Raw genomic sequence first — 15,301 nt, forward strand, 5'->3', positions numbered from 1 at the left:
GAATACTCCTACTTCCATAATATAATCTTACAATCTTTTTTACTCAACCAAATCCATGAAAGCAGTCGATAGCTCTGTACGGAATAGTTTATATCACTTTCGATGATAGCTTGGATTAGTTTCTGTCTGAATATTCTGCTTAACACAAAATAGCTTAAAAAACGTCTCAATCTTAAGGGATCAATTTCTAGAGTTAAAAACATTAGTTGAGATATATAATATCTATGATCATTTAAAGACTTTTTACTTTGTACAATAATTGAAAACTTAATATTTCGTCTGTTTTTTATATCCAATAAATATTATGTAGCACCACCTCCAATATATTTGGTTGAGTATTATTATATACATCATTTTTAGTTCGTATTATCGGGTGTATCAAAATAATGATTGAGGTGTAAATGTTTGTAAGGATGAATTAATACTATAATAGTCTTCTCAGGTTTGCATGTAAAAAATAGAGCTTTATATTATATAAAGCTCTAATCATTATCTGTAGACTATTTACTATATTATTGTGCTATATCCTCAATATTGGTGATTGGTTCAATAATTACAGAATCTGTAGGAATCGTATCTCTAATGATATCAAATTTTGCTTTCCCTTTGAGTACAGCTGAAGGTGACGCAGTCATTGCTTCCTCTTCAGTTATAATACCAGTTCTGAACAGTCTGTGTGCAATCATTTGGAAGTAGCCTGCATTTCCTCTCAATGAACCGTCCGAATTAAAGAAAGACCTGAATTGTTTTGGTCTTGGTATTAGAGAAGCCAGGAATATTGATTCATTTAGAGTAAGGTCTGCTGGCTCTTTATCGAAATAGTATTCTGCAGCCTCTTTAGCTCCGTATATCATTGGTCCCCACTCAATGATATTCAGGTATACTTCGAACATCCTGCTTTTACTAGTTATGTGTTGATTTTCAATAAGCCATACCATAAGAGCTTCTTCAAGTTTCCTTGCTATATTCTTATGTCTTGTAAGAAATACATTCTTTACAAGTTGCATGCTAATAGTGCTTCCTCCACGAGCAAAACGTTTTACCTTAAAGTCATGTACAAGTGCCTCTTGTATGGCACCAGGTAGGAACCCGTTATGATACATAAATCCGTTATCTTCAGATTGAATTATTGCATTTCTCAACAATGGAGAGATACTGTCAAGAGTTCTAAAATTCGGGTTAGAACTACCTATGCTAAATGTACGCACAGGACGGTCATGATCATATGCTGTATACAGAAACTCATGGTTAAGTTTTGTGAGTTCACTATTTCCATAGTTAGTTATATGGAAATTCTGACCTCTAAGTATAGAGTGAAATTTAAGACTGTCAAGATTAGCAAAATCAACATCCAGTAGGAAGTTGTATTTAAGTTCTCCCGTTGTCTCTATTCCTTGAAGATGTTGGAATAGTGCTGCAGGAAGAGAAGAGAAGAGGTCTTGAGCATTGAAAGGAGGCTTGTTGATAGATGTTCTTATATGCCACTTCTCATTTTTCTCAGCCTTTAGATATGGATTGAAAGTAAGTTTATTTATTGTTACAGCAGTTGCACTGTCAACCTCTATGTAGTTCTCGCCTATATTCAGATTGTACGACAGGCTACCATTATTAACTGTTATAGTATCGGGCGATAGCCGTTTATGGAAGAGGTGCAGCCCTTTAATCTTTGCAATACCAGAGAGATTTTCTACAGATGAGTTCTTCATTGCTTTCAGACTGAAAGATATCATATCAAAGCTGACCACTGCATTGTAGTATCTGTTAATGTATGGCAGAACGATATTTTTAGTTGGCTTAACAGGTAATATAGATGCCTCTATCTCTTTATCACTAGAGTTTATATAACCTTTTGTGCCCCATTCGCTTTTCGTTCCATTATCATCAATAAAGATATTGCCATTGAAATTGCTATCTTTAACTAATAGTGATGGTATAGCGAAGTCAGTATATGATGAATCACGTCTCTGTTTAATGTACATGTCTGTGATCTCACCATTCTCGGGAAGAAATCCAAATAGTAAGTTGAGTAGATTTCTTACACTTTGAGAGTAGTTTCTTTTTCCATTCTCTACTTTAGCCTCTTTATCTTTTTTCTTAAAGAGGAAATCATAATTGGAGATAGAGTCCTTCTTGATGAAATTAAGGTGCAGCTTATCTATATAAGCTTTATAGACCTCAATATCGCCTTGCATCAGAGATAATGGTTTAAGATGTATTACCAGTGAATTAAGAGTAAGAAGAGTGTCGCGACCATTTGGTACAACATTAAACCCTTGGAGTTGGACTGCATTAAGTCCTTCCATTTCCAGTTTGTCATAGTCAACAGACATATCATACTCTTTTCTAAGAGAGTCTAGTTTCTTGTCAACTATATAATGCAGTATATTATTCCTGAACAAAAAGAGAGTTAAGAACAATATAGCTAATAAAATAGGCACAAAAATTGCAGCCTTTTTAATCCTTCCAGTCATAAAAACTTAAGATTATTACAGGCTGCAAAATTAGTTATTTTCTAGTAATGTTATTAGATAAAATACTTTTATTTACTTATCTCATGCTTTATATATTCAGCGGCACACCTTTATAGAAATCGAGTACTTTAGTTCTGAATAGATATTCATATTTTGCTTGTATTTTATCCGAAAGAGCTTTTAGCATATTTGTCCTAGCCTCATTATATTGAGTTGCATTAGCTTTTCCGTTTATATATTTCTCGTTCATAAGCTTAAACGATACTTCAGCAGCATCAAGTGCTATATTGCTGCTTTTATATTTGCTTTCTGCTGCAACAGCCTGGTAATATGCCTGCTGGATCTCTTTATAAAGGTCCTTCTTTGCCTGATCTAATCTCCATTCAGAAGCCATCTTCTGCACTTTTGCATTTCTCACTCTATTACGAACAGAGAATCTATTGAATATTGGAACGCTCAAGTTGAATGAGAAACTCTTGCTGACATTCTTATCAAACTGGGTACTGAAGGATTTATTCTCCATACCATTAGTTGCGTAATAATTTGTATTAATGCCTGCACTGAAACTCAGTTGAGGATAATATGAACTCTTTGCTATCTTTATACTTCTGTCAGCACCGTCAACACGATATTGAGCAGCTTTAATAACCGGTTTATTCATAACGATCTCATTATATATAGCATCAGGCATTGAGATCTCTCTAAAGTCATCTTTAATCTCAGGTACTTTAATATTAAAGTTCTCAGGAGAAGAAGTTCAAGCATCTGAGATAAGTCTAACAGAGAAATTTTATAGTTATTCTCTGCCTGTACAGCCGACATCTCATCTTGTGCAACTCTTGCTTTAGCCTCATACACTTCTGCTTCAGAAGCTTTGCCATTTTCAAAGTAAGCCTGTTTCATCTTAAGCTGTTCTTGACTCAATGCAACTTGGTTACGTGCTACTTTAGCTAACTCTTGGTTGTAGAGAATCTGAGTGAAAGCTGATGCAACCTGTACGCTTATATCTTCTTTAGCTTTGTTCAGATCTTCTATTGCAGCACTTAGATTTAATTTGTTCAGCGCAATAGTATTAGGAATCTGAAATCCTGTAAAGATTGGAACGTTTGTAGATAGAGAGAAATATGAACTTCTTGTATTTCTATCTGCATATGTATTATCCATCTGAAGAGAACGTCCATATGTGAACGACTGGCTTACATTTCCGTTCAAATCAGGTAGGCGGCTCCATTTAGATGTGTTAAGTTCAATTTCGCTTGTCATCTTATTTGCTTCCTGCTGTTTGATGTTCAAGTTGTGCTCTATTGCATATTCAATGCATTTTGGAAGTGTCCACTCCTCCTGACTGATACAGTGAGTATGGAAGAAAATAAAAGAGCTGTTTGTAATTATTCTAGTTCTCATTTTATTTTTCGATTTTAGGACCTCTTACAGTCTGGTTAACCTTCAGACCCTTTTTAATTACAATATTAATACCATCACTTATACCAGTTGTAACTTGTGTTCTTTTATATTTTTTCTGAGGAACACTATCTGTCATAACATATACAAATGTAGAGTCACCGCTGAATTCAACAGAGCTTTCAGGAACTACAACAACTTTAGAAGCTTTCTCAAGAACTATAGTAGCATTTGCGCTATATCCGGCTCTTATTGTTACATCTTTAGGTACTGTGATAGCAGCTTTTATTTCATACTGGTTAGCTCCATTATTATCAACGCCTTTAGGTGAGATATACTCTAGGGTAGCATCGAAGTCAACATTTTGAAGTGCACCAAGAGAGATCTTAACAGGCATTCCTTCGTGAATTTTACCTACTTCAGTCTCATCCACATTACCTCTGAATATAAGGTCCTTCATATTTGCAACTGTCGCAATAGTAGTACCATCATTGAATGTGTTACTCATAATTACAGAGTTACCTTTTTTCACTGGTACATCGAGGATAAGTCCGTCAATAGTTGAACGTATGAGTGTGCTACTGAATGATGCGCTGTTTTTGGTTATACCCTCTTTAATGATTTGAAGATTATCTTTAGCAGACTGTAACTCCTCTTTTGCTTGTTTCAGACTTACTTGGCTCTTCTCAAACTCTTCGCTGCTTATCAGTTTGTCATTGTAGAGTTTCTTCATTCTGGTGAAGTCTGTTTGACTTTGTTTCTCATTAATTTCTGCTATACGTATTCTACTTTCAGCTGAGTTTAATTGTCCAAGTTCAGGTATTACCTTCACCTTAGCAATAATCTCACCCTGTTTGATAGGTTGACCAGCCTCTTTGTATACTTCATCAATTATACCTGATATTTGTGGCTTGATTAAGATCTCATCTCTTGGTTCAATTTTACCTGTGGCGATTGTGTTTTTCTCAATATCACTTATTGTACTCTTGAAGCTCTCGTATACTACCTCTTTTGGTTTTGAATTATTATAGAGGAAGGCAAAAGTTCCAATGAATATAAGTCCAACGACTACTAATAATCCGATTTTGAAATACTTTTTCATATCTGTATATTTTATTGTTTTTTTATTTGTACTAAATTTCTTGGTAAATAATTGTCTGTTTATTCATCTCGTATAGCTTCTATAGGTTTGATAGCCATTGCTCTGTAAGCAGGTGCAAGTCCAGCCAACATTCCTAAAAGAATCAGTATTATACATGCAATCATTGCTGTCCAGAATGATATTTGGAACTGTCCGGGTGTATCCGACTGTGCCGTTCCCATTGTCATCATCTGCAGGATAAGGACACCAAAACAGATACCTCCCATACCAGATGCAATTGTCAGTACCATACTCTCAGAGAGAATTTGTTTCATGATGTCATTAGGTTTGGCACCGATAGCCCTACGTATGCCTATCTCAGTTGTTCTCTCTTTAACAGTAACCATCATAATGTTGCTTACACCGATTGCTCCTGCTAGAAGAGTTCCCAAACCAATCATCCAGCTAAGTATGTTGATACCTTTAAAAAGGCCGTCTATCATACCGAACATAGCCTCTGCATTTACCTTAACTACTGCCTGTTTATCTTCAGGATGAATGATATGCTCTTTCTTAAGTATGGCAGCTACTTTCTCTTGTATATCAGATATAACATATCCTTCCTTAGCGGTATAGCTTATCATATCAACATTCTTCCCGAAATTGTAATTGTTCTGCATGGTTGTGAATGGAATAGTAATACTTGTTTTGGCATTACCGTTAATACTCATATTGCCTGAGTTTGAGTTCACACCTACAATTTTGTAGTATATACCATTTATTTCGATGAACTTACCGCACGGATTCTCTGCATGAGGGAATAGGGTTTCATAGATACGGCTACCTATGACACATACCTTTCTTTGCTCTTTCAGATCGACTTCATTCAGTGTTCTTCCTTTAGAAATCTTAGGAGTCTCAATCTTATCATATATAGGATATGCCCCTTTGAGGGTGCAACTTATCTTATTCTCCTTATAAACAGCATTCATTCCCCATTTGGCAATATTGGGGGTTATAACATCAATTTCAGGCACTCTTTTTCTGATAAGGTCGACATCCGCATTTGTAATAGACCAATATCTTCCCTTTTTCAGACCTTTATATGGCTTGCTAGTATTATTTGTTGCCATGAATCCGGAGTTTGTGGCAAAGCCATCAAAGGTTGCACTTAGCATATTTTTTACACCTTGGCTTCCCCCCATTAATACAACAAGCATGAATATACCCCAGAAGACTCCGAAAGCTGTTAAAAAACTGCGAGTTTTATTACGGGTTATTGTAATAAAGATCTCTTCCCATTTATCTAAATCTATTCTCATATTAATCTGCTCTAAGTGCTTCAATAGGTCGAATCATGACTGCTTTACGAGCTGGGAAGAATCCAGCTAGTGTACCTGCAATAATAAGAGTCAAAGTGGCCTGTATGGCTATGTCTATGCCAACAGTCGGATTTTCGAATACTGTTGCTTGTGCAATTCCAATATCCATAACTTGATTACCTGCTACTTTATTCATATACTCGGTAGCAGCAATACCAGCAACCATACCAATATATCCAAATATTGTTGTAATAACAACGCTTTCAGAAATAATAAGCCATAGAACAGACATTGGTCTTGCTCCAAGTGCTTTTCGGATACCGAATTCGCGAGTACGCTCTTTAACAGTAATAAGCATGATGTTACTTACTCCTACTATTCCACTAAGAAGAGTAAGAAGTCCAACTATCCAGATAGCATTCTTCAGGATACTTATACCATCTTGCTGCTGAATGAAATCCTCCATTCTGTTCCAAATCCATATTGCACTCTTATCAGAAGAGTCAAATTGGTGATTGGCTGCAATAGCCGAGCGATATTTAGTCTCAAATTGGTCATTGCTTTTTAGGTCGTTGAGATTTTTAGTTATAAATACCAGAGTACCTATTTCATTAGTAAGATTGTATATAGTCCTTAATGTAGTGTATGGTACGTATGCTCCAGGAGAATAATTACCCTGATCAGTATAAACTCCTACAATCTGATATTTCAATCCGTTAGCATTAAGATCTTTACCGATAACATTGGCATCTTTTCTTCCGAATAGCATCTCCACGGTATTCTCATGGATAACTATAGACTTTCTGGACTCATCAACATCCTTCTTGTTTATGAACCTGCCATGTTTCATATTCATAGGTTCGCTCTCATTGTAGTTTGGCATAACCCCGGTGAAGTTTATTGAGACGAAGTCGCCTCCTTTACTCAAAATAATGCCTCCTTTTTCAAGGGTAGCACCTACGCTCTCAACATTATCATCGAATGAGTTGGTGATATTGATATCTTGCTCGTTGAGTTTTATTGATCTTCCCTCTTTCAATCCTTTGAAAGCTTTAGTAGTATATCCAGGATAGATCTTCATTGAGTTCATTATCATATCTCCCGAACTGCTAGAAAATGCATTAATAAGTCCGTTTCCTGCACCAAGGAGCACTATAAGCATGAAAATTCCCCATGCTACAGCAAAACCGGTCAGAAAAGTACGAAGCTTATTCCTTCTTATTGTTCCATAAATTTCTTGAAATAAATCTATCATATGCTTTTTTATTTCATGTAACCATTCACTCCGAATGGTGATGCGTTATGCTCAATATTATCCTCTATCTTCTCAATGATACCATCTTTTATATGGATGATTCTGTTGGTTTGGTTTGCTACACCACTTTCGTGGGTTACTACCACAATTGTCATCTTCTCTTTTTCATTCAGCTCTTTCAGAATTTCCATTACTTCTACAGATGTCTTACTATCGAGAGCACCTGTTGGCTCATCAGCAAGAATAATCTCAGGTTTTGTTATTAGAGCTCTTGCTATGGCAACTCTTTGTTTTTGTCCACCGGATAGTTCGTTAGGCATATGATGTGCCCACTCCTTAAGTCCCAACTTTTCCAGATACTCCATTGCCATGGCATTTCTTTTCTTGCGGCTTATTCCTTTATAATATAGAGGTAAAGCTACATTCTCCATTGCATTTTTGAAGGTTATGAGATTGAAAGACTGGAAGATGAAACCGATCATCTCGTTTCTGTATTTTGCACTCTTTGTTTCACTGAGATTCTTTATAAGTACATCATTAAGATAGTAGTTGCCAGAATCATAGTTGTCAAGTATACCAAGAATGTTTAACAGTGTGGATTTACCTGAGCCGGAGGCTCCCATGATTGAAACAAATTCTCCTCGTTTGATATCAAGATTTATACCTTTGAGAACGTGCAGTGGCGATCCATTGTTATAAGTCTTATTGATATTCTCTAATTGTATCATTTTGTATAGGAATAAAATTATTCTTTTTTAAAGTCATATTTAGTTTGACGTTGTTAAAGTACAAAAAGTTGCATAGGTTGGATAAAAAAATAAAAAATAATTTGTACCCTCATATTGCATTGCTTATTTTTGTAACAATAACTAACCCTAAATAAAATAGATATCATGGTAACAGGAATGGAAAAGCCCTATGTAGTGGGCATGGATATTGGTGGCACAAACACAGTTTTTGGTATTGTTGATTCGCGCGGAAATGTTTTGGCTACTGACTCAGTAAAGACACAATCATATACAAAGATAGAGGATTATGTGGAAGCTGTTAGCGAGAAACTAATCCCATTAATTAAATCTGTAGGTGGAGTCTCAAAAATTAAAGGTTTGGGAGTAGGTGCTCCAAACGGTAACTATTATAGTGGAACTATTGAGTTTGCTCCAAACCTCCCTTGGAAAGGTATTATTCCACTTGCTGCTATGTTCGAGGAGAAGATAGGTGTTCCTACAGCTCTTACTAACGATGCAAATGCAGCTGCAATCGGTGAAATGACTTATGGCGCTGCACGTGGTATGAAGGACTTTATCATGATTACATTAGGTACAGGTGTTGGTAGTGGTATCGTAGTCAACGGTCAGTTGGTTTATGGTCACGACGGTTTCGCAGGTGAATTAGGTCACGTTATCGTTCATCGTGGTGGACGTCTTTGCGGTTGTGGACGTAAAGGTTGTCTTGAGACATATTGTTCAGCAACAGGTGTTGCTCGTACTGCACGTGAGTTCTTAGTTGCTCGCCCTGAGCCAAGTTTGCTAAGAGAGATTTCTGCTGAAGATATAACTTCAAAAGATGTATTCGATGCAGCTGTTAAAGGTGATAAATTAGCTCAAGATATCTTCGAGTTTACTGGTACTATCCTCGGTGAATCTATTGCTGATTTCATTGCATTCTCAAGTCCAGAGGCTGTGGTGTTATTTGGTGGTCTTGCAAAATCAGGTGATTATATCATGAAACCTATACAGAAGGCTATTGATGATAACATCCTTAAAATCTTCTCTGGTAAGACTAAACTTCTTATATCTGAGTTGAAGGATGCAGATGCAGCAGTTCTTGGAGCTAGTGCTTTAGGATGGGAAGTAAAAGAATAATATAATCTTTATATAAAGAGAAAGGATGACCTTTAATAAGGTCATCCTTCTTTATTTAGTTATTTGTGTAGTCTCTTTTGTAATGCCATTATGCATTTGCATGTTGGCTTCTTAATTTGTTTAGCTTTATTTGTAAAGCCTGGCACTCAGCACCTTTTCTCATTGATTTATATCTTCTCAATTGGTACTGTAACATCTCAATAGTTGAATTTGTCTTTTTTGTTTCCATAATTACATCTTTTTGTGTCCTTCCGTTTGAAGAACGATTTTTACTTTTCTTTCTTTTACGATACAAAGATAGCTATTATTTGAGAAAATATGTTTTCTAACATATAAAATAAGTGTATATTTAACTTAAGTAAACAATTTGATTATATATTTAAACTTTATTACGAAATGGTTTTGTAATATATCCGTACAAATCCCGATTTAACAAAATATTAAATATTAGAACGCCAAAGATTAATATATGTTATTTAGCATGATTTTTTTGCTAGTTTATTTGTATGTATTAAAAATGTCCGTATATTTGTAGTGTGTTTTTCATAGTATTAGATTTAAGGTTAACAAAGGTTGGGTCAAGGCGTTGACCCTTTTTTTATGCCCATAAGTTTCGAGCATCAAAAAGATAGAGTAAACTTCAAAAGAAAGCACTTGTGACAAGCTTATTTCCCCTAATTATAATTTCAAAGTAATTTTACTAAGATATCAAATGTAGGTGTATACATAGTACAAAATGTTCCTCATGGAGAACTTCACTACTTAACATACAGATAAATGTGTTAGAGAAAGTGTCCATCAAAATATTTCTTTGAAAAGAAGTGAAGATATAGGAATTATCCTGGAACAGTATTCGAGAGCAAAGGCTTAAAATAATCTTATAGAGATATAATTCGGCGGTTATGTAGTAATGAACAATGCTGAAATGATGAATTCTGAAATGAATAATGTTGAAATTAATTCTGCTGCTAAGTGACAATAATGAAATGTGAAGGAATCTATAACCGAATATATTAAGGAATTAGTAAAAGTAACCCCGAAAGCATAAATTAATATGCTTCCGGAGTTTGTTTATGAAATACCTATTGTTGAACTTTTATTTGCTGATTATTTTCGTTTGCATGGCGACTCATTCATGAAAAGATATGAATTTCTGTAACCACCATAGTCTACAACTATCTTCTCTAAAACGACTCCAGGATCAAGTGGTCTGAAAGTGAGGGTATGCATTCCATCATTTGATGCAGGAAGAGTGAACTCAACCTCTTTCTCAATAACACGACGTGCGACTGTAGGATATAATATTCTGTATACATTTTCAGGATTTTCGTTGAGGTCGTGGTTGAAGTTTACTACACTATCTTTTCCTCCCTGGAAGCCTACTGCGTACTTATGTCCCTTAATATTGCTGAATGCAAGAGTCGATTTAACTACTATACGTACTTTCACACTCTTAACATCAGTAGGCAACTGCATCTTATATGAAAGGAATGCATTGGTCTGTTCGTTAACAGGTTTAATATATGGCATCAGAGCTATTCCACTCAAAGTTCTTCCCATATCAGGAATTATAGTCCATTTCATATCAGCTGGAGCCTGTTTGTCAAAGAAATGTTCAGCTTCAATAGATACATATCCATTGCTATGGTTGAATACATATCCTCCTTCAGCACTCTTTACATCTTCAATTCTGGATACTTTTGGCATAATGTCGCGAGGGAAATTATCATTCCAAGTGCGATAACCTATATGTTTCTGCGTCATCATACCTTTCCATTTACCATTTGACATAACATTATTGTAGTCATCGCAAAGAGCCTTATCTCTTGCAAATGTCTGTTCCACCTTATCAGCAAAAGTTTGCCTGAGGATTTCCTTCACTAAATAGCTTCTTATTCATAGCTTGAGCATAGTACATTTCGTAAATGTTTGCCATAGCTTGAACTGGGAATAGGATAAGTTGCTTATATGCATCTTTATATTGAGTATCGAGAGTAATATATTGTCTCAATGCCTCTGCTTCAAGTTTTATAAACTCATCGCTGACCTGTTTCCATTCACCTGTCTCCAGATTGTATGTCTCAGCGTCAAGCATCTCAGCTGTAACACGTCCGGCATATTTGCTGTAAAGGTTAAGTATCCTAGCTGCTTCTTTACCATCTTTCTCTCCGAATATATTATTACAGAAAGATATGGTGTGTTTTTTCAAGTTTTCAGCATTGTATTTTTTAGGACTCCATGCCATATCAAGGAAAAGATTTATAGGATATTCCATAGGTTTCAAATCACCTACGTTAAGTACCCATAATTTATCTACTCCATAGCTATATGTTAGCTGCATTTGCTCCCATAAGTTCTGGACAGGAGTAATGTTAAGCCACTTACTGTTTCTTGGGGCGCCTACATAGTCTACATGGTAGTACATTCCCCATCCTCCTGAACGTTTGCGTTCCTGAGCATTTGGAAGTCTGCGTACATTGCCCCAATTGTCATCACTTAACAATATAATAACATCATCAGGAACTCTTAATCCCATATCGTAGAAACGTTGAACCTCCTTATATAGTGCCCATACCTGCTGTCTCTTCTCAGGAGCTTTACCTGTTGCATCTTTAATAATCTTTCTTTGGTTCTTGATTATTCTCTCGAGAAGACGAAGATTATCCTCATCTTTAGGTACATATTTGTCATCCTGACCTTCTTGGCCCCCCAAAGCTGTATCTCCATCTCCACGCATACCTATAGTAACAAGGTCTTCATTGTTGACAGAACGTTCAATACCCTCCTTGAAGAAGCGGTCTATTACAGCTTGGTTGGTGTTATAATCCCATACGCCATACTCTTTTCTTTTTCTAGCCCACTCCTGATGGTTACGTGCCATAGGCTCATGATGTGAAGTTCCCATTATTATACCCATGTTGTCGGCTGTGAGGCTGTTTACAGGGTCATCTGCATAGAACGACCAACTCCACATTGCAGGCCATAGGAAGTTTGCACGAAGGCGTAATAATAGTTCAAAAACTCGTGCGTAAAAACGGTGATCACCATAATCTGTGCCGTAGGTATTTTTTACCCATCCTGTAAGGCAAGGTGCCTCGTCGTTGAGGAATATTCCTCTATATCTCACAGCCGGCTCACCTGCTGTATAGCTACCACGAATAATAGAGATGTTATTACTCTTGACAACAGGAACGTCAGCCCAGTCGTACCAAGGTGATACTCCAATCTGTTCCGACAACTCATATATACCATAAACTGTACCTCTACGGTCACTGCCGGCTATAACCAGTGCTTCATCAACACCATCGAATGGATTTTTAACCATTGTCATGATGTACATCTCATTTTTTCCCTTCAGTGAAGAGATATCAAGTTTCTTTGCTTTTGCGAGCTGAGATATATAACTGCTTTTTTGTGAACCTATGATGATCAAGCTTTTACTACCATCAGGTTTTTCCAAGATCTTAGCAGATTTACCGCATACACGTTCGAAATCCTTAGATAGGTTTTCTGCAGCAATGTTTACTGCAATATTATCAGATTTGTCCACAAGAAGTGGTAAGGGTCTGTTGGCATCAATGATAGTAAAACGCTCAGATGAGATCTGTTGGAAAGTGATGCCTTTATTATCTATTGCAAGTGCATTTAAAAAAGCAACCATGCAAAAGAATAATAGGTAATTGATTCTTTTTTTCAGCATATTATTTTTAAGTTTAAAAAGTTGTTGTTTTATAGTGTGCCAAAGCTGCACTTAACAAAAGTAATAATTAACTATCATTCTAAACTTTATCTATGTTTCTAAAATATTATCTTACGTTAATACATATATACTTTACGTATCATTTTCTCTCTCTTATGTTACACGTTTACTTTTTGGGTATATTCTGAGTAATATATGTGTTGTTCCCTCAGTCTTTTTTGCTTACCAAAAAGGGAGTATGTTACATGAAAAGTGATGTAAGTTTTTGAAGAAATAATAATTATCCCTCTAAAAATGTTACTATATAAGGCATCTTTAGAGGGATACTATATTTGAAAAAGAACTATGATTACTTGCTAATATTATTTCTGATTTTACTTAGGTAAGAATGCATTCTGTCTGCATCCTTGTTGCTGATTATATCAAGCAAATCATTAAGCTCTGTTCTGATCTTTTCAACTTGAGCAGGCGTGCGTGGGTTGAATAGAATTTCTTGTAGCAGATAATCATCTTCATTGAGTACACCCTTTGCTATAGACATATGTCTTTTGAATGTAGTACCGGGAGCGTCCTGATGTTCCATGATTGCTGCGAAGACAAATGTAGAGACGAATGGTATTGAAAGCGAATATGCTACAGTTGTATCATGCTCATCAAAAGTATATTCAAAAATATTCAAGCCAAGTTCCTGGTAAAGATCCTTGAAGAATATCTTCCCAAGATGGTCACCCTCATTGATTATTATAGCATTTTCTGTGCTTAGTTGGTCAAGGTTTGCAAATGTAGGGCCGAACATAGGGTGAGTAGAGACATATCTGAATCCAGACTTTTTATAGAATTCCTGAATGCCGGTCTTTACGGAAGCTATATCGCTAATGATACACTCCTTTGGCAATACAGGCAGTATTTTATTGAATGCATCAATAGTGTATTTCACTGTTGCTGCATTGATAACCAATTCTGGCTGGAATTCCTTTATCTCATCAAGAGAGGTAAAGCGATATGTATTGTATACAAATCTCAGACGTTTAGGATCTACATCATAAACTGCTGTCTCATGTTTGAAACTCAAGACATCTGTAAAGAAGGAGCCCATTTTGCCTGCTCCCAAAATAAGAATTCTCATCTCTCTAATTTTATTTGTTAATTATCTCCATCTGTTGACGAACACTCTCTTCGTGTATAGCCTCGAACACATGTTTGATGAAATCTGAATCCATACCGCACAGAGCACCTTGAGCGCCTCTCTTATCAAGAATCTCGTTGTATCTGACTGTCTGAAGGATTGTCATGTCATGCTCTTTCTTGAATGTACCGATCTCACGACATATTCTCATTCTTTTTGATAAAATCTCAATGATATTGTTATCACACTCATCAATCTGATTTCTTAGTTCATTAAGATTCTCAGTTGTCTGTGCATCTTTTCTTATCACAAGTAAGTTAAGAATATAGCTCAACACATCCGGAGTTACTTGTTGAGAAGCATCACTCCATGCTGCATCAGGGTTACAATGGCTCTCCACCAATATTCCATCGAAACCAAGGTCCATAGCCTGTTGGCAAAGTGGAGCTATCAGTTCTCGCTTACCACCTATATGACTTGGGTCACAGAAGATAGGAAGATCTGGAATACGTCTTCTCAGTTCAATAGGTATATGCCATTGTGGAAGGTTGCGGTATATCTTTTTATCGTAAGAAGAGAAACCTCTATGTATTGCGCCAAGTCTTTTTAGTCCGGCACCATTTATTCTTTCAAGAGCACCTATCCATAGCTCAAGATCCGGGTTGACCGGGTTCTTTACAAGTACTGGTATGTCTACTCCTTTAAGAGCATCTGCTATTTCTTGAACGGCAAAAGGATTTGCAGTTGTTCTGGCACCTACCCAAAGAATGTCAATACCTGCTTTCAGGCACTCGTATACATGTTTTGCTGTTGCCACCTCAGTAGAAACAAGCATTCCAGTTTCTTCTTTAACTCTTTTCAGCCAAGGGAGGCCATCTACTCCAACACCTTCGAATCCTCCAGGTTTTGTTCTAGGTTTCCAAATACCTGCTCTGAATATTTTTATTCCTTTGCCTGCAAGTTGAGTTGCAGAGGTCATAACTTGTTCTTCTGTCTCTGCACTACATGGGCCTGCAATGATTACAGGTCGTTTGCTCTCAACTCCAGTAAGCGCTAATGGTTTTAAATCTAGTTCCATGA

The 15,301-nt window shown here is 36.3% G+C and carries 9 protein-coding genes and 2 pseudogenes; 1 reads left to right on the forward strand and 10 read right to left on the reverse strand.

The genetic code is table 11. The features are described 5' to 3' along the window. Window positions 1-512 precede the first annotated feature (512 nt). The 6 genes and pseudogenes from JCM15092_RS12550 to JCM15092_RS12575 all read right to left on the reverse strand — a co-directional run bounded on the left by JCM15092_RS12550 (window position 513) and on the right by JCM15092_RS12575 (window position 8,258). Window positions 513-2,471, reverse strand: coding sequence for a transglycosylase domain-containing protein (locus tag JCM15092_RS12550; RefSeq protein WP_024994965.1), 1,959 nt, complete (start codon window positions 2,469-2,471; stop codon window positions 513-515). 88 nt (window positions 2,472-2,559) lie between these two features. Then, a pseudogene (locus tag JCM15092_RS16105) lies at window positions 2,560-3,875 on the reverse strand (TolC family protein). Window position 3,876: 1 nt separating this feature from the next. Continuing rightward, window positions 3,877-4,974, reverse strand: coding sequence for an efflux RND transporter periplasmic adaptor subunit (locus tag JCM15092_RS12560; protein ID WP_024994966.1), 1,098 nt, complete (start codon window positions 4,972-4,974; stop codon window positions 3,877-3,879). Between the two features lie 59 nt (window positions 4,975-5,033). After that, window positions 5,034-6,275: an ABC transporter permease gene (locus JCM15092_RS12565; RefSeq protein ID WP_024994967.1), complete on the reverse strand. Its 1,242-nt coding sequence runs from the start codon at window positions 6,273-6,275 to the stop codon at window positions 5,034-5,036. A 1-nt stretch (window position 6,276) separates the two neighbouring features. Beyond that, window positions 6,277-7,530: an ABC transporter permease gene (locus tag JCM15092_RS12570; protein WP_024994968.1), complete on the reverse strand. Its 1,254-nt coding sequence runs from the start codon at window positions 7,528-7,530 to the stop codon at window positions 6,277-6,279. An 8-nt stretch (window positions 7,531-7,538) separates the two neighbouring features. Further along, window positions 7,539-8,258, reverse strand: a complete 720-nt coding sequence (locus tag JCM15092_RS12575; protein WP_024994969.1) for an ABC transporter ATP-binding protein — start codon at window positions 8,256-8,258, stop codon at window positions 7,539-7,541. A gap of 165 nt (window positions 8,259-8,423) precedes the next feature. Here JCM15092_RS12575 and JCM15092_RS12580 point away from each other — a divergent pair, with 165 nt between their 5' ends. Next, a complete protein-coding gene (locus JCM15092_RS12580) occupies window positions 8,424-9,395 on the forward strand; it encodes an ROK family protein (protein ID WP_024994970.1) in 972 nt (323 codons plus the stop codon). An 88-nt stretch (window positions 9,396-9,483) separates the two neighbouring features. Here the strand turns inward: JCM15092_RS12580 and JCM15092_RS17310 are convergent, their stop codons facing one another. The 4 genes and pseudogenes from JCM15092_RS17310 to JCM15092_RS12600 all read right to left on the reverse strand — a co-directional run bounded on the left by JCM15092_RS17310 (window position 9,484) and on the right by JCM15092_RS12600 (window position 15,299). Continuing rightward, entirely contained in the window at window positions 9,484-9,624 is a 141-nt protein-coding gene (locus tag JCM15092_RS17310) for a hypothetical protein (protein WP_185091813.1), read from the reverse strand. A gap of 878 nt (window positions 9,625-10,502) precedes the next feature. Further along, window positions 10,503-13,095: pseudogene (locus JCM15092_RS16115) on the reverse strand (glycosyl hydrolase 115 family protein). Between the two features lie 349 nt (window positions 13,096-13,444). Further along, window positions 13,445-14,221, reverse strand: coding sequence for a prephenate dehydrogenase (locus tag JCM15092_RS12595; RefSeq protein WP_024994971.1), 777 nt, complete (start codon window positions 14,219-14,221; stop codon window positions 13,445-13,447). Between the two features lie 10 nt (window positions 14,222-14,231). Beyond that, a complete protein-coding gene (locus JCM15092_RS12600; protein WP_024994972.1) occupies window positions 14,232-15,299 on the reverse strand; it encodes a bifunctional 3-deoxy-7-phosphoheptulonate synthase/chorismate mutase type II in 1,068 nt (355 codons plus the stop codon). Window positions 15,300-15,301: the final 2 nt, after the last annotated feature.

Origin of the sequence: Phocaeicola paurosaccharolyticus JCM 15092, assembly GCF_000613805.1 — a bacterium.
In the GTDB taxonomy this organism is placed as follows: Bacteria; Bacteroidota; Bacteroidia; order Bacteroidales; family Bacteroidaceae; genus Phocaeicola; species Phocaeicola paurosaccharolyticus.